Annotated in this window: 15 protein-coding genes; 8 read left to right on the plus strand and 7 right to left on the minus strand. The window is 43.5% G+C overall.

What is annotated here, in order from left to right:
- Positions 1 to 134: 134 nt before the first annotated feature.
- Together dnaB and ACO067_RS21840 are read left to right on the plus strand one after the other, a co-directional pair.
- Positions 135 to 1,682, plus strand: a complete 1,548-nt coding sequence (gene dnaB / locus ACO067_RS21835) for a replicative DNA helicase (RefSeq protein WP_421878192.1) — start codon at positions 135 to 137, stop codon at positions 1,680 to 1,682.
- Positions 1,683 to 1,715: 33 nt separating this feature from the next.
- On the plus strand, positions 1,716 to 2,705 hold the full coding sequence (locus ACO067_RS21840; RefSeq protein WP_421878194.1) for a zinc-binding dehydrogenase: 990 nt from the start codon (positions 1,716 to 1,718) through the stop codon (positions 2,703 to 2,705).
- Here the strand turns inward: ACO067_RS21840 and ACO067_RS21845 are convergent.
- The 3 genes from ACO067_RS21845 to ACO067_RS21855 all read right to left on the minus strand — a co-directional run bounded on the left by ACO067_RS21845 (position 2,702) and on the right by ACO067_RS21855 (position 6,967).
- Entirely contained in the window at positions 2,702 to 4,009 is a 1,308-nt protein-coding gene (locus tag ACO067_RS21845) for an ATP-binding protein (RefSeq protein ID WP_421878196.1), read from the minus strand. The two genes, ACO067_RS21840 and ACO067_RS21845, sit on opposite strands and share 4 nt — an antisense overlap.
- A 177-nt stretch (positions 4,010 to 4,186) precedes the next feature.
- On the minus strand, positions 4,187 to 6,418 hold the full coding sequence (gene amt / locus ACO067_RS21850) for an ammonium transporter (protein ID WP_421878198.1): 2,232 nt from the start codon (positions 6,416 to 6,418) through the stop codon (positions 4,187 to 4,189).
- Positions 6,419 to 6,643: 225 nt separating this feature from the next.
- On the minus strand, positions 6,644 to 6,967 hold the full coding sequence (locus tag ACO067_RS21855; RefSeq protein WP_421878200.1) for a tetratricopeptide repeat protein: 324 nt from the start codon (positions 6,965 to 6,967) through the stop codon (positions 6,644 to 6,646).
- A 77-nt stretch (positions 6,968 to 7,044) separates the two neighbouring features.
- On the opposite strand from ACO067_RS21855, the gene ACO067_RS21860 reads away from it, so the two are divergent.
- Genes ACO067_RS21860 through ACO067_RS21875 form a run of 4 tightly spaced genes read left to right on the plus strand, consistent with a single transcriptional unit; the run spans position 7,045 to position 10,632 of the window.
- Positions 7,045 to 7,782, plus strand: a complete 738-nt coding sequence (locus ACO067_RS21860) for an electron transfer flavoprotein subunit beta/FixA family protein (RefSeq protein WP_421878202.1) — start codon at positions 7,045 to 7,047, stop codon at positions 7,780 to 7,782.
- A gap of 1 nt (position 7,783) precedes the next feature.
- Positions 7,784 to 8,740 (plus strand): electron transfer flavoprotein subunit alpha/FixB family protein, encoded by a 957-nt coding sequence (locus ACO067_RS21865; RefSeq protein ID WP_421878204.1) that lies wholly within the window; start codon positions 7,784 to 7,786, stop codon positions 8,738 to 8,740.
- Complete coding sequence (locus ACO067_RS21870; RefSeq protein WP_421878206.1) at positions 8,740 to 9,336, plus strand: bifunctional nuclease domain-containing protein; 597 nt, start codon at positions 8,740 to 8,742, stop codon at positions 9,334 to 9,336. The genes ACO067_RS21865 and ACO067_RS21870 overlap by 1 nt, the downstream gene beginning before the upstream one ends.
- Positions 9,337 to 9,345: 9 nt before the next feature.
- Positions 9,346 to 10,632, plus strand: coding sequence for a NupC/NupG family nucleoside CNT transporter (locus ACO067_RS21875; protein ID WP_421878208.1), 1,287 nt, complete (start codon positions 9,346 to 9,348; stop codon positions 10,630 to 10,632).
- Positions 10,633 to 10,676: 44 nt separating this feature from the next.
- On the opposite strand, the gene ACO067_RS21880 is transcribed toward ACO067_RS21875, so the two are convergent.
- The 3 genes from ACO067_RS21880 to pckA (ACO067_RS21890) all read right to left on the minus strand — a co-directional run bounded on the left by ACO067_RS21880 (position 10,677) and on the right by pckA (ACO067_RS21890) (position 14,543).
- Positions 10,677 to 11,045, minus strand: coding sequence for a methylglyoxal synthase (locus tag ACO067_RS21880; protein ID WP_421878210.1), 369 nt, complete (start codon positions 11,043 to 11,045; stop codon positions 10,677 to 10,679).
- A 74-nt stretch (positions 11,046 to 11,119) separates the two neighbouring features.
- Positions 11,120 to 12,754, minus strand: a complete 1,635-nt coding sequence (gene pckA, locus ACO067_RS21885; protein WP_421878338.1) for a phosphoenolpyruvate carboxykinase (ATP) — start codon at positions 12,752 to 12,754, stop codon at positions 11,120 to 11,122.
- Between the two features lie 172 nt (positions 12,755 to 12,926).
- The gene (gene pckA / locus ACO067_RS21890) at positions 12,927 to 14,543 is read right to left on the minus strand and encodes a phosphoenolpyruvate carboxykinase (ATP) (protein WP_421878340.1); all 1,617 of its coding nucleotides are present in this window, start codon (positions 14,541 to 14,543) and stop codon (positions 12,927 to 12,929) included.
- Between the two features lie 274 nt (positions 14,544 to 14,817).
- Between pckA (ACO067_RS21890) and ACO067_RS21895 the strand changes: the two genes are divergently transcribed.
- The gene (locus tag ACO067_RS21895; RefSeq protein WP_421878212.1) at positions 14,818 to 16,302 is read left to right on the plus strand and encodes a peptide MFS transporter; all 1,485 of its coding nucleotides are present in this window, start codon (positions 14,818 to 14,820) and stop codon (positions 16,300 to 16,302) included.
- Positions 16,303 to 16,414: 112 nt separating this feature from the next.
- A complete protein-coding gene (locus tag ACO067_RS21900) occupies positions 16,415 to 19,597 on the plus strand; it encodes a gliding motility-associated C-terminal domain-containing protein (protein ID WP_421878214.1) in 3,183 nt (1,060 codons plus the stop codon).
- Positions 19,598 to 19,605: 8 nt separating this feature from the next.
- Here the strand turns inward: ACO067_RS21900 and ACO067_RS21905 are convergent, their stop codons facing one another.
- On the minus strand, positions 19,606 to 20,271 hold the full coding sequence (locus tag ACO067_RS21905) for a hypothetical protein (RefSeq protein WP_421878216.1): 666 nt from the start codon (positions 20,269 to 20,271) through the stop codon (positions 19,606 to 19,608).
- Positions 20,272 to 20,274 lie beyond the last annotated feature (3 nt).

A 20,274-nucleotide genomic window follows, 5' to 3' on the forward strand; every position in this document is an offset into this window, starting at 1 on the left:
AGCCAAACTTTTGTGTGAGAATGAGCCGTTTTGTTGATGAGGATTTATCCACATCAAAATAGTTAGTAAGATGTCTGTAAGTTTTTACGAGGTTATAAAGACATCAACTAGGTTTGCTTTGAGAAAAATATCACATGGAAGGAACAAACCCATCAACAGTAAAAGGCGGATCAAAAACTAGACGGCTAGCAGTCTCGGACTTGTCGAGGCAACTTGGCAAAATGCCACCTCAAGCTATAGAGTTAGAAGAGGCCGTTTTGGGGGCTTTAATGCTGGAGAGGGATGCTTTGACCAATGTGATTGAAATTCTGAAGCCAGATAGCTTCTACAAAGATGCCAATCGGATGATCTTTGAAGCGATCGTTCACCTATTCAATAATAGTGAGCCGGTGGACATCAAAACAGTAGTGCACCAATTGCGCAAAGATGGGAATCTCGAAATAGTAGGAGGTGCTTACTACGTGTCTGAGTTAACTACCAAAGTTAACTCAGCTGCTAACATCGAATACCATGCGCGGATCATTGCGGAGCAGTCCATCAAACGTCAGCTTATTCACATATCCTCCATTATCCAGCAAGATGCTTATGAGGATACGAAAGACGTATTCGATCTACTAGACAAGGCACAACAGTCTTTGTTTGATGTATCTGAGTCTCATATTCGCAAGAACTTTGATCAGATGAGCTCGCTGATGCATCAGGCGATTCAGGAGATCGAAGAGCGCAAAAATCAGAAAGACGGATTGACCGGTATTCCAAGTGGGTTTACCGCTTTGGACCGAAACACATCAGGTTGGCAGCGTTCGGATTTGATCATTATTGCAGCACGACCGGGTATGGGTAAGACGGCTTTCGTCGTATCAGCACTTCGCAATGCCGCGGTTGATTTTAAAATACCAGTGGCTATTTTTTCTCTGGAGATGTCCTCAGTTCAGCTAGTTCACAGGATGGTTTCTGGTGAGGCGGAACTGGAGTCAGACAAATTGAGAAAAGGAAACCTGGAAGCCTATGAATGGCAGCAGTTGATCAGCAAGACCAGCCGTTTGTCTGAGGCTCCAATATTCATTGATGATACACCTGGTCTAAGTATCCTGGAGCTTCGGGCCAAGGCAAGAAGACTCGTGGCTCAGCATGGTGTCTCCATTATTGTCATTGACTACTTACAGTTGATGTCGGGAGATCAATCCAAAAACTCTGGAGGTAACCGTGAACAGGAAATTGCATCCATCTCCCGGGCATTGAAAGGAATAGCCAAGGAGCTAAACGTTCCAGTCATTGCACTTTCACAGCTGAGTCGTGCTGTGGAGACCCGTGGTGGAGACAAACGACCGCAGTTATCGGATTTGAGGGAATCAGGATCTATCGAGCAGGATGCAGATATGGTGATGTTCCTTTACCGTCCAGAGTACTACGGCATTACTCAGGATGAAAATGGTATGCCACTCCAAGGTGTTGGTCAGGTGATCATTGCTAAGAACCGTCATGGCAAGCTGGAAGATGTGCCATTGAAATTCATTGGCAAGTTTACCAAGTTTGAAGATCTGGATGCTCCGATGAGCGGTGGTGATAACTATGGCCAGTCATTTCCATCCTCTGGTGGTGGTGCAGGTAATTCTGATTTTACCATTACGCTACCAAGTAAGGCCAATAAGAATGATAATGATGAAGGAATGCCCTTCTAGTCTTCCTTGTTGAATCCAAAAATTTTGAACCCCATGAAATCTTTAGTAATACTGGCCAAAGATTCCAACTACTCCTTGGCACTTGTCAATAAGGCACAACCACATGTTACAGATGGATACTGTTTGGTGAAACTTAAAGCTGCAGCCCTAAATAGACGGGATTATTGGATCTCAGTAGGTAAATACCCTGGAATCAAAGATGGAATTACGCTTGGGTCTGATGGATGTGGAGAAGTGACTGATGGACCTGCGGAGTGGATTGGCAAAGAAGTGCTCATCAACCCCAATGTCAACTGGGGAGATAATCCTGAAGTACAAGCTGCCAACTATACGATTCTTGGCACTCCTGAGAACGGTACTTTAGCAGAGTATATAGTAGTGCCGGAAGATCGACTGATTGAAAAACCAACGCACCTGACCTCAGAGCAAGGAGCTGCATTGCCTCTGGCTGGTCTGACGGCTTTTCGTGCCACATTCACCAAGGCTCAGGTATGCAAAGGAGATCGAGTTTTGATCACAGGTATCGGCGGTGGGGTGTCTCATTTTGCCTTGCAGTTTGCTAAAGCTGTGGGAGCAGAGGTCTATGTGACGAGTAGTAAGGAGGAAAAACTTCAGAAGGCTTCCAAACTGGGAGCCAAGGCTGGTTTCAACTATCGTGATAAAGACTGGGTAAAACAAGCAGCGGCCCAGGTTGGCAAGTTTGATGCGATTATCGACAGTGCCGGAGGTGATGCCATTAATGACTACCTGAAACTCATCAAGCCTGCTGGTAGAATAGTGGTGTACGGTAGCACTACCGGCAAGACGCAAGGGTTTGATCTGTTTAGACTGTTTTGGTCACAGGTATCTCTGATGGGATCTACCATGGGCAATGATGCAGAATTTCAGGAGATGGTACGTTTTGTCTCTAATCATCAGATCATTCCTGCAGTGGATAAGATTTACCCTTTTGATCAGTCAGTGGAGGCTATTCAGTCCATGGCTACCACCGATCAATTTGGGAAAATCGTACTTTCTTTTTAGGCAATCATTCGCGTGTTAACGGAAATTTTTTCGATAAGGTCTTGTGGCTTAAATGGTTTGGCCAGATAATCATCCATACCTGCAGCATAGCATGCCTCAATATCCTCCTTGAGAATGGAAGCAGTCAGAGCGATAATCCGTGTTTCATGGTTAGGCACATCATGGCTTTTGGTGATGAATCGAGCTGCATCCAGACCATTCATAATTGGCATTTGTACATCCATGAGTATGATGTCATATGTCTTTTTATAGATGGCGTTGATGGCTTCCTGACCATTTTCCACAATGTCGAGCTCCACATCCATATCTTGTAGTAGTGACTTCACCACCATTTGATTGATCAGGTTGTCTTCAGCCATTAAGATTTTGATATTCGAGAGTTGGTCTATTGAAACAACCTTTTTCGATTTTTTTACCGCGACGGCTTTGTCTAATTGAACATCAAATTGAAAACTGGAACCATCGCCGAGTTTACTGGTGACATTGATGCTGCCACCATAAAGATCTACCAATTGTCTGACAATGCTCAACCCCAGGCCTGTACCTCCATACAATCGTGCAGTTTCATTACCCGCCTGATCATAAGGATTGAAAATGGTCGGTAGATTCTCACTCGAAATACCACGACCTGTATCGTTCACTTCTACCTGTAGGCGGTATCCATCATCGTTCGATTCCATTTTTGCAATGACATCTACTCCTCCTGTATTGGTAAATTTCACTGCATTGCTCACAAGGTTAGATATGATCTGTGAGAAACGTACGGGATCCCCAATCACTTGTTCGTTTACAGAGGGGTGCATGAATGATCGAAGCTGGATGCCTTTTTTCTGTGCGTTGGACTCAAAGGTAGTTAGTAGTGACTTGATGGTTTCGTACGGGTTGAAGTCAGTCTTTTCGAGCGTGAGTTTACCTGCATTGATTTTTGATAAATCCAAAATATCGTTGATGAGCAAATGGAGGTTGCTGGCAGAGTGATTGATTGCTTCGAGGTACTCTCGCTGTTTAGGAGAGAGATCTGTGGTCAGAAGTATTTCTACTAACCCGATTACCCCATTCATGGGAGTACGTATCTCATGACTCATATTAGATAGGAAGCTGTCCTTTTCTTCTATGTCTCGCTTGGTTTTATACTCCAGCGACTCCAGTTGTTTTTGGAGTTTGTAACGTTTTTTCCAAGCTGATTTGTTCTCAAGAATCCTTCCCCACAAATACATGGTGAACCCTATAGTTGAAATCAGTAGGAGCAGCTGTAATCCATTTAGAGTAAATGTTCCGATCAATTGGTTGAATAAATCAGTCATTAGCGTAGTGGTTTTGGTAATACAAATTTGGTGCAGGGACCAAAACCATACACGAGCGTACTACTTCAATTAAAAATCGCGTGATTTACATGTCGAAATAGGGGATTTACCTAAAACCTAAAAAGTCTTCAATCAAATTGATTCAAGACCTTTTAGAAAGCAGTTATTGAACAGTATTTATGGTTTGATGCCCATAATTAAGATGTCTTCTGTTTGAGGTTGTGTACCTTTCCAGCCTGCATATTCCTCACCAATAAGCATTTTCTGATCTTTCATGGATCGAGCGGCATTTTGCTCCAGGAAGTCTCGGAGCTGCGTGGTTGAATACCGTTTCCCACTTTCATTTAACTGGTTCGCAAATCCATCAGAGCAGAGGAAGAAAGCGTCCCCCTTACTGTAGTCGATTTTTACTCGTTCGAACTTTCTGGCACCATTACCCAATGGAATGTCAATGCCCTTGTGTTCCTGCAATGCTTGCTCTAATTTCTTTACATAAAGCTTGATTCCAGTGCCTGATGCTGAATAGTAAGCAGTGCGTTTGTTGTTGTCCACGACCAGAATACCTATTTCCAAACCGTTAGCATTTTTGGCCGAACCACTAGACTGAAGTGCTAAACTGATTTTATCATCTAAAATGGTCAGTATTTTCTCAGGAGGTAGAATCTTTTTGATTCCCACAATTTCGTTGAGTTGAGATACTGTTAATGCGGAAATAAACGCATTGGATATATCCGGATCATAACAGGAGGCCGCTACTGCTATGCGGTACCCTTTTTCTTTTCCATGCCAGTAAAAATCACTAGAAACCTTGCCTTTGGCCTCTAGTATGACAAAGGAATTTGGGAAAACGCTTATAATGCTGTGATCTTCCCCAAGGAGTATGTCTTGCAAACTGCCAATCACGTTTTCTCGCTCCTTGAACAAAGTCAGTTCTACCAACTCCTCCTGCGATTTACCCTGATCTCGTTGCTGTTCAATGACCCCTGAAAGGTATCTGACCGCTTCAAGTGTCGGCACTTCGTTGCCTGACTCATCCAGGTATTGAACACTTTCTGTGCGGATAAGACCTACACGTGTTTCCCTGGGCAAGTTTAAGTATTCATTGACTTTGAAGAGGTTGTAAGAGCTTTCTCCCATTCTCACAGATACCTGACTGACGGTTTTCTCCAGTTCATTTTCTATGAGCAAATCTTCCTGCTTCATCCCAAAAACAGCTCCGGACTTTTCCTCCATAGGCGAAAGTCTAAGCCCAAAAGTGAATTTAATAATGTAAAAAACAGCAAAGGCAGTAGTGACAGTAAACGCGATGCAAACCACTACCCCAATGGACTGGACACCAAGTTGTGTCCATCGGCTATGAACCAGTAACTCTTCCTGACCAAATAATGCGACACACAGTGTACCAAACACGCCTCCAAAGCCATGAACAGGAATGGCACCAACAGGGTCGTCAAGTTTCCACTTTTCGGAAATGAGAATGTAGGCCAGGTTATGAATCAAGCCAGCAAGAAGACCAATGACAATGCTATTTATTGGTGTGACTACATTGCAACATGCCGTAATGGCGACAAGTCCCGTAAGTGAGCCTCCGATGACCTTCTCAATCAGATCTTTATTTTTTTGAGCAAATTTGGCATGCAGGTATGCGCTTAGACAGGCAGCTGCAGCAGCGAGATTGGTGTTTAGTATGATGATAGGTACAGAGGTGTCAAATCCGAGTGTACTACCTCCGTTGAACCCCCACCAGCCTAGCCAGAGGATCATCAAACCAAGGACGCTATATGCATAGTCAGAGGCTTTTACAGGTTGAATTGTTCCAAGAGCGTTGTACCTTCCTAATCTGGGACCTACGAGCCCAATCCCTACCAGACCTACCCATGCTCCTACAGAGTGAACGACCGTAGAGCCAGCAAAGTCCATAAAACCTAAAGAAGCCAGCCATGGTTCGTTGCTCTCAATCAACAAGTTGCCCCAGGCCCAGTGACCAAATACCGGGTAGACAATAATTGCAGTAAATAACGAAGCAACGAAATAGGGGCCAAGGGCAGTACGCCCAGACATGGCTCCAGAAACAATCGTGAGTGCCGTTCCGGCGAAAGCCAACTGAAAGATGAAAAAGACATAGGTGTAGCCTTCAGTGAAATCACCTAACAACATGGTTGTGCCAATGAGGCCACCTGATGATTCGCCAAACATCAGCCCAAAGCCGATGAGAAAGAATGCCAAACTACCAGCGACCCAATCCATTAAGTTTTTGACACCTATACCCGAACGATGCTCGGTTTTGACTAATCCGGTTTCTAATACTTTAAATCCGGCTTGCATGAAAAATACGAGGGCAGCAGATATGAGAATCCACAGAGTGTCGACATTGCCAAATGCCTCACTAGATGGTGCAGAAGGTTCCATTGTGATTGTTGGTTGGTTAAAAAATCACGTTAAAGTTATAATGGAAATGCTTCTAATATTGTTAAAAAGGATATTGGTATTGTAAAAATACAATAATTTAAAAATTCATGAGGAATTTTTAAGAAGTGATGAAAATGTAGTTATAAAATTAGGTAAAAAATGTATTTATCAAAATAATAAATTGAAAAATGATTTATTGTAAAATATAATACTGATAAATAGCTCTTAATCATTCTCAAACTGAAAGTTGAGGTAAGCGGAGTTAAGTTCACGCAGTGCGTGAGCTTCATTCAAAGATTCTGCTTTGGCAATTCCTTTTTGATAGATGCTTTCAGCACGGTCCATATGACCCAACTCGGAATGAAGTGCGGCGGCATGATAGTAAGTGCCTATGTAGTCTGGATGGTTTTCTAACAAATCGTCAAACAATTCGCTGCTTTTAGCTTTATTAATAGGAAGGTATTCCAGTGCCAACGCATATTTGGAAAAAGCGTCATTCGGGTCTTCTTGAAGGAACTTTTCTAGTTGTTTGATTCGGTCTGGATTCATCGCGCTGATTTTTATTTATTTGATTATTGGCTAACTTCGAAAGCAAATTTAAATAAGCAATTTTTCCCTGAAATTTTATGAAAATACTTGTTTGTATAACGCACGTTCCGGATACAACGTCAAAGATTTCTTTTACGGATAACAACACCAAATTCGACAAAACTGGGGTGCAGTTTATCATCGGCCCCTATGATGATTATGCACTTGCCAGAGCGGTGGAACTAAAGGAGGCTAGCGGAGGCTCCATCACGGTGCTTAATGTAGGAGAAGCAGAGACAGAACCTACTATTAGAAAGGCCCTTGCAATAGGTGCTGATGATGCCATTAGAGTGAATGCATTTCCTACAGATGCTTATTTTGTGGCTAAGCAAATCGCTAAGGTAGCCGAAGAAGGTGAATATGATTTGATCTTGATGGGACGTGAGTCTATCGACTTCAATGGAGGTCAGGTTCACAGTATGGTTGGCGAACTTATGGGCTTACCGTCAGTATCTCCAGTGATGGTTTTAGATGTAGAGGGAACTACAGCTAAAATCCAGCGGGAGATAGAAGGTGGTAAAGAATACATGGAACTGGAGTTGCCATTTGTGGCGGGATGCCAGGAGCCAATAGCCGAATGGAAGATTCCGAACATGAGAGGAATCATGTCTGCTCGTACAAAACCCCTAAACGTAGTAGAGCCAACTGGCGATGAATCCCCAGTAAAATCAGAGAGTTTTGAGATGCCACCTGCCAAAGGCGATGTAAAACTCATCGATCCGGATAATCTGGATGAACTAGTAAACCTATTGAAGAACGACGCAAAAGTATTATAAGATGTCAGCATTAGCATTTGTAGAAATAGAAGAAGGATTAGTTAAAAAGTCATCACTGGAAGCAGTTAGCTATGCTTCATCAGTGGAAGGTGAGGTTACAGCTATCGTATTTGGTGCATTGAACGATGGTGAAGCTGATAAGATTGGCGCCGCTGGAGCCGCCAAAGTACTTCATGTATCGGATGATGAATTGGCCCAGCCAAACATCATGGCCTATGCGTCAGCTATTGCTGAAGCAATGGAAAAAGAAGGAAGTAGTCTGCTGGTACTGGCCAAATCGTCCCTTGGAGACCCGGTATCAGCAAGAGTAGCTATCAAGGTCAACGCATCACTAGCCACCAACGTAGTAGATCTTCCAGACACCTCGGATGGATTTAAAGTGAAATGTAGCATTTACACAGGCAAGGCTTTTGCCATCAATACCTTGTCTGGAGATAAGAAAATCCTTGGGTTGAAGAAGAATGCCGTGGCTGTAAAAGAAGATGGAGGATCTGCATCCTTAGAGAACTTTGCTCCAGCTAAAAATGAAGCTGATTTTAAAGTAAAAGTGACCAACAGAGAAAAGGCAACAGGCGAAATATTGCTTCCAGAAGCTGATCTGGTAGTGTCTGGTGGTCGGGGTTTAAAAGGTCCTGAAAATTGGGGAATGATTGAAGAGTTGGCTAAAACTATCGGTGCGGCAACTGGGTGTAGCAAGCCTGTGTCTGATATGGACTGGAGACCACACCACGAACATGTTGGCCAAACGGGTGTGAAAGTGAGCCCTTCTTTATACATTGCAGTCGGTATATCTGGAGCGATTCAGCACTTGGCTGGGGTGAACTCATCGAAATACATTTTAGTAATAAATAAAGACCCGGAGGCACCATTTTTTAAAGCTGCAGATTATGGAGTAGTGGGTGATGCTTTTGAGGTAGTACCTAAACTAACTGAAGCTATCAAAGCACAGCAAGGTTAATGGCAGATAAAATTAAACTAGAAATACTCGGACTTTCTTCAAGTCAGTCACAATCGGGCTCATTCGCCCTTGTTTTAGGAGAAGTAGGCTCCAACAGGAGACTACCGATTATCATTGGTATGTTCGAAGCTCAGGCTATAGCTATTGAGATAGAGAAGATCACCCCTAATCGTCCGATGACACATGACCTATTCAAGTCATTTGCCTTTAATATTGGCTATGATATCAAGGAGATTTATATCTCTGACTTGAAGGAAGGAGTATTTTTTGCCAAGATTCTATGCGAAAGCAATGGTAAAGAGTTTGAAATTGATGCAAGACCATCAGATGCTATAGCCATAGGTCTTCGTTTCAATGTGGATATTTACACCAATGAGTCGATCTTGACTGAAGCAGGTATCGTGCTTACCGATGAAGAGGAGGAGATTACCGATGTGAAGCAAAAATCCAGTCAATCGAGTAAGCCAGAGCCAGTCGCTAAGAAAATGGAAGACCTTCCATCTGATCAGCTAAATAAACTATTGGATGAGGCATTAGCTCAAGAGGATTATGAGCGTGCAGCCAAGATCAGGGACGAAATCAATCGAAGAAACTAACATTTGTTCATGGATATTGTAAGGGCTGCAATTGGCCTCATTTTTATCGTTGGGGTTGCATTTGCCTTTTCTCTTAACCGAAAGTCTATCGACTGGAGACTCGTAGGTACAGGCATAGGATTGCAGTTGATTTTCGGTATTCTTATAACACAAATTAATTTTGTGAGGGCTGCGTTTAACTGGGTAAGTAACCAGTTCGTGGTTCTTCTGAGTTTTGCTGATGAAGGATCCAATTTCCTTTTTGGTAGTTTAATGGATACTGAGAATATGGGCTTCATATTCGCTCTGAAAGTACTACCAACAGTCATTTTCTTTTCCACCTTAACATCCGGTCTTTATTATCTGGGTGTATTGCAATGGATTGTCAAAGGTATAGCCTGGGTAATGGCCAGAACCATGAAACTATCTGGTGCAGAATCATTATCAGCCGCAGGTAATATCTTTTTGGGTCAGACGGAAGCCCCATTGCTGGTAAGACCTTTTGTTCCCAATATGACCCGTTCAGAACTGATGTGTTTGATGACGGGAGGTATGGCTACTATCGCTGGAGGTGTACTAGCGGGATATGTAGCATTTCTAGGAGGAGGCGATCCGTCTCAGCAAGAGAAGTTTGCAGCTTACCTGTTGAGTGCCTCTATTATGAATGCACCGGCAGCCATTGTGATGTCCAAAATCATGCTTCCGGAGCTTTACAAAGACCAAATCAATACTGACCTGACAGTGTCTACTGACACCATGGGAGTGAATCTGGTCGATGCGTTGGCAAGAGGGGCCAGTGATGGGCTGAAATTGGCGCTGAACATTGGCGCTATGTTGCTGGCTTTTATAGCCATTATTGCTGCAGTGAATTACTTGCTCATGGCCATCGGAGACTTTACAGGACTGAATGCACTTATAGTATCTTCAACTGATGGAAGTTTTGATGGATTTTCATTGGAGTATCTTCTCGGTCAAATCTTCAGAGTTTTCGCCTTCATGATCGGTGTGGAATGGGATCAATCCTTACAGGTTGGAAGCCTTCTTGGACAAAAGGTTGTGGTGAATGAATTTGTGGCTTATCTAGGTTTGTCTGAGTTTGTTGCTGCTGGGGTGTTGGACGATAAGTCAGTAGTCATTGCCACTTACGCGTTGTGCGGGTTTGCCAATTTTAGTTCTATTGCCATTCAAATAGGAGGAATAGGAGGTATGGCACCAACCCAGCAGGGCAATATCTCTAAGCTTGGTATGCGCGCATTGGTAGCAGCTACTCTAGCTACCATGATGACTGCAGCTATAGCCGGGGCTCTGATGGGCTAGCTATCCTTATACAGCTAGTTCATTTACCGCTGCAGCTTGCCTAATTAGAAAGATTTGAGTTTACTATCCATCATCAGCTGCGCTGCAGCCGGGTTGGTGGCCAATGGAATATTATGCACATCGCATATTCGCATAAGCATTTGTACATCTGGTTCATGTGGGTGTTTGTCCATTGGGTCTCTAAAGAAGATGACCAGATCAAGCTTCTTCTCGGCAGCTTCAGCTGCTATTTGCGCATCACCCCCAAGAGGTCCTGACAGGTATTTATGCACCTTTAAACCTGCTTTTTCGGCATGAGAGCCTGTTGTTCCCGTGGAAATCAATTCTACTTTTGCCAGGTGCTCTTTATAGTTCAATAAAAAGGCGACCATATCGGCCTTTTTTCCATCGTGAGCTATGATTGCTATTTTCATGCGGTAATTTTACACAAAAAAATGAGGACACCCTACTAGGTGCCCTCATTTGCTCTACTAATCTGCTATGAAAATTAGAGTGTGGATTCTTCCACGAAAGCCAGGTTAGGTTGAGGCTCTCCACTTAGTATTTCATCATTGGCAAATTCTCTGAACTGATCAAAGTTGGCTTTGAATTTATCAGCCAGCTGATTCGCTTTTTCATAAAATGCCTTATCATTTTGCCATGTTTCTTTCGGACTAAGAATCTCGTTAGGAACACCAGGACACGTGGTAGGCATTTCAGCTCCGAAGATGGAGTGGTTTCGGTAACCCACATTATCCAATACTCCTGAAAGTGCTGCTGTGATCATGGCTCTGGTATACTTCAAGCGGATTCTGCTACCAACACCGTACGGGCCGCCAGTCCATCCAGTATTGACCAACCAGACATTCACTTCATTTTCTTCCATTTTCTGACCCAGTAGCTCTGCATATCTGGTAGGATGCAATGGCATGAATGGTGCCCCAAAACACGCTGAGAATACCGGCTGAGGTTCTGTTACTCCTGCTTCTGTTCCCGCGACTTTTGAAGTATAGCCAGATATGAAGTGATACATAGTCTGACCCTTGGTCAATCTCATGATTGGAGGCATCACACCAAAAGCATCACAGGTGAGGAAGAAGATGTTTTTAGGAACTCCACCAATAGATGGCTTAACAGTATTTCGAATGTGATCTATCGGATAGGATACCCTGGTATTCTCTGTTACCTCCGTATTGGAGAAGTCAACAGTACGCGTATTTGGTATAAACCTGGTATTCTCCAGAATGGCGCCATACTTAATTGCATTCCAAATATCGGGCTCATTTTCTTCTGTAAGGTCAATTACTTTGGCATAACATCCACCTTCAAAGTTGAATACGTTCGTTTTAGTCCATCCGTGTTCATCATCACCTATGAGAAGTCTGTTTGGATCGGCAGATAGAGTGGTCTTACCTGTGCCAGATAGTCCAAAAAAGATGGCAGTATCGTGCTCTTCTATTCCCATGTTGGCAGAGCAGTGCATTGGGAGTACTTTGTCCTTAGTTGGTAGCAGGAAGTTAAGTACTGAGAAGATGCCTTTTTTCATTTCACCAGAGTAGGCTGTGCCCCCTATCAAAATCATGCGCTTGGTCATGTTGAGAATGGCGAAATTCGTTTGTCTCACACCATCAGTCTCAGGGTCCGCTTCGAATTCAGGACAAGCAATGATGGTGAAGTTTGGTACAAAGTCTTCCAGTTTATAATCCGGTGGATTGATGAACATATTGTAACAGAAGAGGTTGTGCCAAGCCATGGTGTTGACCACACGAAGTTTGAGTTGATGGGAGGTGTCAGCACCTGCATATGCATCTCTTACGTAGACTTTTTTGTCTTCAAGGTACCCGATCATTTTTGCGTAGATGCGATCAAAGCTTTCAGGAGATATTGGTTTGTTGATTTTACCCCACCAGACTTCTTTTTCTGTTAGTTCGTCCTTCACAATGAAACGATCCTGTGGAGAGCGTCCTGTAAATTTTCCTGTATCACACATTAGGGCACCTGTATCTGTCAGATGACCTTCGTTTTCTCTCACAGCTATTTCTGTGAGTTCAGTAGCAGTAAGGTTCCAAAAGGCTTGCTTTACTTTTTTCACGCCTGCAGCTTCTAGACCGCATTTGGTGGATTTTAGACCGAATTCTTCCATGTTTTTTCGTTGTTGATTAAGACTACACGAAGATCGCTCACCGAACATCCGCAATCGATGACCTGGGTCATTGAGTACTGTGACTTGATGCATGGAGGTTGCTGTTATTTGTCAAAAAAAAAGCTCAATCTGTGTAGACTGAGCTTTTTCGTTAGGTGGGTGATTTTAATAATCACTCATAGTTGGGATTAGGTTTTGGCTGTCCAGCCATAATTTCATCGTTGGCAAACTCCTCAAACTTGCTGAAGTTATCATTGAACTTACGAGCCAGGTCGTTAGCCTTTTTGTAAAAGGCCTGATCGTTTTTCCAGGTCTCTCGAGGTGAAAGTATTTCATTAGGCACATTGGGACAGGTGAGTGGTATCTCAGCGCCGAAGATAGAGTGTTTCCGGTAGCCCACATTGTTCAGTACTCCACTGAGTGCTGCAGAGATCATGGCTCGGGTATACTTTAGGCTGATGCGTTTCCCTACACCATATGGACCTCCAGTCCAGCCCGTGTTGATTAACCAAACATTCGTGTCATGTTCTTCCATTTTCTTTCCGAGTAGCTCCGCATACCTGGCTGGGTGCAGCGGTAAGAATGGCGAGCCAAAACAAGCACTAAACACTAGCTGAGGTTCTGTGACACCAGCTTCTGTACCGGCCACTTTGGAGGTGTATCCTGATATAAAGTGATACATGGCTTGTCCTTTGGATAATCGCTGGATAGGAGGGATTACTCCAAAAGCATCGCATGTCAGGAAAAAGATGTTCTTTGGTATTCCGCCGATGGATGGATCCACCGCATTTCTGATGTGATAGATAGGATAGGAAACTCGAGTGTTTTCGGTTACCTCGCAGTTGGTGTAGTCTACTTCTCTTGTACCAGGCTTGAAACGTGTATTCTCCAGAATAGCGCCATACTTAATAGCGTTCCAAATATCCGGTTCCTTCTCTTCACTAAGGTCTATTACTTTGGCATAACATCCACCCTCGAAGTTGAATACGTTTTTCTCCGTCCATCCATGCTCATCATCTCCGATTAACAATCTATTTGGGTCTGCAGAGAGGGTAGTTTTACCTGTTCCAGACAAACCAAAAAAGATGGCCGTATCACGATCTTCAATGCCCATGTTAGCAGAGCAGTGCATGGAGAGTACGTTCTCTTCATGAGGTAAAATGAAGTTGAGAACAGAGAAAATTCCTTTTTTCATTTCTCCGGAGTAGCCTGTTCCTCCGATGAGTATCATCCGCTTAGTGAAGTTAACAATCGCGAAGTTTTTCTGGCGAGTACCGTCTACTTCAGGATCTGCTTCAAATTCAGGCACACAGATAATGGTGAAGTTTGGATCGAAACTCTCTAGTTTGTACTGTTCCGGACGTAGGAACATGTTGTAACAAAAGAGGTTATGCCAGGCCATCGTATTTACCACTCTAATTCTCAACCGGTGGGTTTTGTCAGCGCCGGCATAGGCATCTCGTACGTATACTTTTTTATCCTCCAAAAAGGACATCATTTTGGCGTAGAGCTGATCGAAGTTGGATTCTGAAAAAGGTATGTTGATATCTCCCCACCAAACGGCATCTTTGGTTTTGTCATCCTTCACAATAAAACGGTCTTTTGGGGATCTTCCAGTGAACTTGCCAGTATCACACATCAAAGCGCCTGAATCGGCCAGGTGTGCTTCTTTGTTGAGAACGGCTTCTTCTATGAGTTCAGCCTGACTAAGATTCCAGTGCGCTTCCCTTACGGTCATGTTCAGCGTACTGAGGTCATTTTTTTGAGATTTTAATCCGAATTCTTGCATGTTTCCGGTTTTCGATTGGGGTCCTTTAGTAGGGTTCAAAACGTCCATTCGTCTATTTTGGGGTTTTATGGGTTATGCTAAATATCTGCGTTTACAGCTATTGAAAACGTTTGCAAGCGAAGTTAGCTTGGAATTATTAGAATTAGAAACTTTCCGAATATTATGCAGCTTTATTTGTGACCTCTGGAGCATTTGCCGCGCCATTTATTAGATTTTGCTTATTATTGCCGATTTGGAAAAATGTATCATTAACCCAATATAAAAGAACGACTGAATGAGTGCGGAAAAGACTTTTTTAGGACACCCCAGAGGCCTAGCAACTTTATTCTTTACCGAGATGTGGGAGCGCTTCAGCTACTACGGTATGCGAGCCATCCTGATATTATTCATGACCACTGAGACAGCTCAGCAAGGTCTCGGATTAGATGTGGAGACATCTGCTGCCGTGTATGGTTTGTACACTGCTGCTGTCTATCTGCTTTCGCTCCCTGGCGGCTGGTTAGCTGACAATGTATTCGGACAGCAGAAGTCCATTTGGTATGGGGGGATTTTGATCATGATTGGTCACCTCGTGTTGGCGATTCCAGGCAGTCAGGAGATATTCTTCCTGGGGCTTGCTTTTGTAGCCATAGGTACTGGATTCCTTAAGCCCAACATTAGTTCCATAGTAGGAGATCTATATGGTGATGATAAAGGAGCCAAAAGAGATGCTGGTTTTTCTATTTTTTACATGGGGATCAATATTGGGTCATTGCTCGGACAAACTGTGGTAAGTTTTCTAGGTGAAAAGGTAGACTGGCACATGGGATTTGGAGCCGCTGCAGTAGGAATGTTTTTAGGGTTGGTTCAGTATAGACTGTCGCTTGGTACGCTTAAGGGTATCGGAGAGAAGCCTGAGAAGAAGGTTAAATTACCAGGAGAAAGAACTAGTAATACCTTCACCTATGCGCTGGTGATTGGTTCGATCCTTTTAATTGCTTTGCTTCAGTATTTGAAAGTAGTAGATGTAACCACTGCTCCTGGTATTGCTGAAATTACAGGTTATTTAATTGTCGGTATTACGCTGGCTTACTTTGCCAACATATTCATTTCTGGAGGTCTGAATACGCAGGAACGAAAACAAGTATTCGTTATTTTCCTATTATTCATTGGAGCTGCTATTTTCTGGGCAGGATTTGAGCAAGCTGGCTCCACGCTCAACTTGTTTTCCAGAGACTACACGGACCGATTTATCTTTGGTTATGAGTTACCTGCTGGTGTTCTTCAAAACTTCAATCCATTTTTTATTATCGTCCTGTCTCCAGTATTCGGGGCCATTTGGATCAGGCTCTCGGCCAGGCAAATGAACCCGCATACACCGGTTAAATTTGGTATAGGCCTGATCTTTATGGCATTAGGCTTTCTGGTGATGTACTTTGCTGCTTTAATTGCCGCTACTGGTGCTAAAGCGGGTATGGGTTGGCTTATATTTACTTACATGCTGCATACTACGGGAGAGTTAACTCTAAGTCCAGTGGGCCTTAGTGCTACCACCAAATTAGCTCCACGTAAGTATTACTCACAAATGATGGGTATCTGGTTCGTAGCTACAGCTCTGGGCAACCTCATCGCAGGACTGTTTGCAGGTGGGTTCGATCCGAATGATGCTTCTCAGGTTCCTGATTTGTTCTTATCTGTAGTTTATCTAGGAGTAGGCGCTGGTATTGTTTTCCTTGTTTTGTCCGGCTTCATGAAGAAGTGGATGGGAGAAGTGAAATAACCTGGTCTTTTGATGAATCACAATAAATCCAAATGAAAGGTGTGGCTGGCGTTGCATAGAATGTATTAGTTTTGATGCAAAGCCAGCTATAATGATCAGATACCTCCTTTTAATGTTACTAATTTTGGTGGGGCGGTTTAGCCTCTCTGCCAATTACAGCGACATTACTTTCATCGAAAATAAAGGTCAATGGGACAAAGAAGTTTTGTTCATGGCTGATCTGCCCGGTGGAAAGTTGATTATTAGTCATTCAGGATTAGAGTATCGGTTTATCGAAAACGACGATAAGGACAAGTTTTCCCATCCTCATTCATTCCAGCCGAGAAACGCTATCGGCTATAAGGTGCTGTTTGGTGCTGAACCTAGAATAGTTAGCGCCACGGGAGTCAAAGAGAGACCTGAGGTGTACAATTACTATTTAGGTAGAGACCAGGAGAAATGGGCTTCAGCTTGTCGTGCTTTTGAAAGGGTGATAATAGAGGATGTGTTTAGGGATACCGACATGATCTTTTACACGGCTGATGATCAGTTGAAGTATGACCTGGTCTTAGGAAAACAAGCGGACCTTGCAGCTATCCAGTTGATCTATTCTGGGAATATTGAAATGTTTGTGGAGGATGGATGCACCTTTATCAAGTCTGGCTCCATTTCAGTGATTGAGAATAGACCGGTTGCTTTTCAGTATAACAACGGAAAGCGCATACCAGTGGATTGCCAATATGTATTGGATGGCAATAGAATTGGTTTTAGTCCAGGAAAGGAATACCAAAAAGGAGACGAACTCATAATCGATCCTGAATTAATCTTTTCTACCTTCTCAGGATCTGTTGCAGATAATTTTGGCTATTCATCTTGCTTCGATGAGGAGGGTGGATTTTATAGTGGTGGTATTGTCTTTGGCAATGGATTTAGCTCTGGTAATGGACTCTTCTCTGGTGGAACCGATGCAGCCATTCTTAAATACGATTCTACTGGCAGTAAACTGGAATATGTCACTTATTTAGGAGGCTCAAGTCAAGATTCGCCATTGAGCATGATTGTCAATCATCAGAATGAACTGGTTATCCTTGGAGCGACTGGTTCCGAGGACTATCCTGTCACCGATAAGGCCTATGATCGATCATTTAATGGAGGTGTATCGTTTTTCTTGTTTGGCAGCTATCCTTCTGGGTGTGATATGTTTCTTTCCACCCTGGATCCAAACGGTAAGTTGTTGAACTCCACATTAGTGGGAGGTTCGGCCAATGATGGTATGTTGGTAGTAGATCAGGAATTTGGTCTTAATTATGGAAACAACCTCATTTATAACTATGGTGATTACAATAGGGGCGAAGTGATGGTCGATGAAAATGACAATATCATTGTAGCCTCCCATACTTCATCTGAAGATTTTCCAGTAGCAAACGCATTTCAGGGAGTCTATGGTGGTGGAAACTCTGATGCAGTTGTTTTTTCACTGGACCCTGCACTGCAGACTCTGAGATGGAGCACTTTTCTAGGAGGAAGTAATGATGACGCGGCTTATTCTGTTAAAGTCAATAGCAACTCACAAATAGTAGTTGGGGGAGGTACTGAGAGCGTCAACTTCCCTTTCGTATCCAAAGGGACCAATGATGCTTATCATGGTGGTATTGATGGCTTTGTCTCAGTGCTGGATCCAGCCACTTCAGCTCTGGTCCAGGGTAGCTTTCTGGGTACTTCGGATTATGACCAGGTTTATTTGTTGGATCTGGACATTCAAGACAATATTTATGTGATGGGTCAGACAGCTGGTTCATACCCCGTCAGTGAAGGTGTTTACAGCAACACTAACAGTGGTCATTTTATACATAAACTTACACCAGATTTAGGGGAGACGGTCTTTTCTACAGTGTTTGGGACCGGGGAGCAGATTCCTGCTCTGTCACCTACAGCATTTAGCGTCCTGGAGTGTGGAAATATTCTTTTGAGTGGATGGGGAGGAATTGTAAATACTTCAAACAGTGATAAACCCCTGGGTGATACAGAAGGCTTTCCGATCACAGATGACGCTTACCAGTCCACTTCAGATGGCAGTGATTTTTACCTGATGCAGCTTGGTGCCGAAGCTGAGGAGTTGTTGTATGCAACTTACTTTGGTGCCAACAGTTTCGCACATGGGGATCATGTCGATGGAGGAACAAGCAGGTTTGATAAGAAGGGTGTGGTTTACCAGTCGGTTTGCTCTTGTGGAGGCTCTGATGATAATTTTCCAACCACAGATGGAGCCTGGTCTGAAACCAACGAAAGCAACAATAACCGATGCAACAACGCCGCTTTTAAGTTTGATGTTGCTTCACTGAAAGCCGCATTTAGTACCAATACAGTAGCTGGAGATGCCGAGGGAATCACCTATGGATGTCCGCCTTTTACGATGGTTTTTGAGAATCTCAGTTTGGCCGGCAGGCGCTACGAGTGGGACTTTGGTGACGGTACGGTGGTGCAGGTAGAAGATGAGGATAGAGTCACTCATACTTACCAAACGGAGGGTGAATTTTTGGTGATGCTAACCGCCTACAACGAAAGTACTTGTCAGCAATCGGATATGGTTACTAAAACAGTCAATATGGTGAAAGACGAAGTAGACGTCATAGGAGGCCAGACCATATGTGCTGGAGAAAGTGTGGAGCTGTGGGCTTCTGGTGGCACAGAGTATTCCTGGAGGCCGACATTTGGTCTGGATAATGAAAATGCTCCAAACCCGACAGTGCAACCAGATATTTCAGTAGTCTATACGGTAACTATCCTGACAGAGCACGGGTGTGAGGAGGAGCGTATGGTCAATGTGCGGGTCAATGAAGTATCAGAGGAGGATTTTGACGTGTTACCCATATATGAGTGTGGTGGTCAAATTGCATTTCAAATCAAGAATAATGGGTCATTTGGTAGCGATAGTTACTGGGATTTTGGAGATGGCAGTACCTCGTCTGAACCAAACCCAAGACATGTCTATAGTGATGAGGCTAGCTATAGCATCAGGCTAGAGCCAAATAATGAATGTACAATTGATCACGAGGTATCCGTCAGATATGAAGAAATCCTCATCCCTAATGTGTTTACTCCCAATAATGATGGTGTCAATGATTTTTTTGTCATCCAGTCACCGTTTGAGGTTGTTTTGGAGGTTTTTGATAAGAATGGAACAGTGGTTTATGAAAGTTCTGATTATCAAAATGACTGGTCCGGAAAAGGACTTGCAGCTGGTGTTTATTACTACCAGGTTCGTTTTGATTCGGTGGAGGAACCGTGTTCTGGATGGGTTCAGTTGCTGCGATAATGTGGTTGCTATCGGTTGAAAATAACTCCAATTGATATTTCAACGCCTTCGAGTAGGATAGAGCCTTCGTCACCCAGCTCCTTGGTGACTATGGCTGATCCGGAGGTCCCTCCGGAGTAAGTGCCCGAAAGTGTGGTTTTAGACCCACCTTTTAAATAGGCAGCTTCAGTAGTAAATGTGAGTTGATCGGATAATTCAAGCTGAAGCTCCATCCCAGTGAGCCAGCCAAATCCTAATTGATCATCTACTGACCAGTCACCATTCAATACATCCCAACCTTCATATGAGCGCAGTGCTCGGTCAATATTTCCACTATTGGGTCTTGTGTTGATGTTCCACCACCCAAAGCCACCGCCAAAGAGTTTAATAATGACTTTGTTCATTGGTAGCTTGATAAAAACATCTCCAGGTACTAGAAATGCAAAGTGCGGCCCGACCAGTGGCTTGTCTGAAGTAAAGCTTAGTTCATCCATTGCCAAACCCGGTACATTGTAAAGAGAAGCACCTGTTTCAATACCCACATTAGTGCCAATTCCGATTCCTCTGACTGAAAATGGACTTACTGGAGCAGAAAGATATCCGTTTTTTGGAATAAGGTACGAAAACGAGATGCCTTGAGCTATGCTGCACTCTATGGCCAGAAAGGAGATTAATAGTAGGGTGATACGTCGCATAGG

Origin of the sequence: Marinoscillum sp. (assembly GCF_965229915.1) — a bacterium.
Lineage (GTDB): Bacteria > Bacteroidota > Bacteroidia > Cytophagales > Cyclobacteriaceae > Marinoscillum.

Excerpts from the sequence above, each read along its gene's own strand:
- ACO067_RS21870 (WP_421878206.1), top strand. The coding sequence starts at position 8,740 with ATGGCAGATAAAATTAAACTAGAAATACTCGGACTTTCTTCAAGTCAG.
- ACO067_RS21895 (WP_421878212.1), top strand. The coding sequence starts at position 14,818 with ATGAGTGCGGAAAAGACTTTTTTAGGACACCCCAGAGGCCTAGCAACT.
- ACO067_RS21875 (WP_421878208.1), top strand. The coding sequence starts at position 9,346 with ATGGATATTGTAAGGGCTGCAATTGGCCTCATTTTTATCGTTGGGGTT.
- ACO067_RS21845 (WP_421878196.1), bottom strand. The coding sequence starts at position 4,009 with ATGACTGATTTATTCAACCAATTGATCGGAACATTTACTCTAAATGGA.
- ACO067_RS21855 (WP_421878200.1), bottom strand. The coding sequence starts at position 6,967 with ATGAATCCAGACCGAATCAAACAACTAGAAAAGTTCCTTCAAGAAGAC.
- ACO067_RS21860 (WP_421878202.1), top strand. The coding sequence starts at position 7,045 with ATGAAAATACTTGTTTGTATAACGCACGTTCCGGATACAACGTCAAAG.
- ACO067_RS21900 (WP_421878214.1), top strand. The coding sequence starts at position 16,415 with ATGTTACTAATTTTGGTGGGGCGGTTTAGCCTCTCTGCCAATTACAGC.
- ACO067_RS21905 (WP_421878216.1), bottom strand. The coding sequence starts at position 20,271 with ATGCGACGTATCACCCTACTATTAATCTCCTTTCTGGCCATAGAGTGC.
- ACO067_RS21880 (WP_421878210.1), bottom strand. The coding sequence starts at position 11,045 with ATGAAAATAGCAATCATAGCTCACGATGGAAAAAAGGCCGATATGGTC.
- ACO067_RS21865 (WP_421878204.1), top strand. The coding sequence starts at position 7,784 with ATGTCAGCATTAGCATTTGTAGAAATAGAAGAAGGATTAGTTAAAAAG.
- dnaB (WP_421878192.1), top strand. The coding sequence starts at position 135 with ATGGAAGGAACAAACCCATCAACAGTAAAAGGCGGATCAAAAACTAGA.
- ACO067_RS21840 (WP_421878194.1), top strand. The coding sequence starts at position 1,716 with ATGAAATCTTTAGTAATACTGGCCAAAGATTCCAACTACTCCTTGGCA.
- pckA (WP_421878338.1), bottom strand. The coding sequence starts at position 12,754 with ATGGAAGAATTCGGTCTAAAATCCACCAAATGCGGTCTAGAAGCTGCA.
- amt (WP_421878198.1), bottom strand. The coding sequence starts at position 6,418 with ATGGAACCTTCTGCACCATCTAGTGAGGCATTTGGCAATGTCGACACT.
- pckA (WP_421878340.1), bottom strand. The coding sequence starts at position 14,543 with ATGCAAGAATTCGGATTAAAATCTCAAAAAAATGACCTCAGTACGCTG.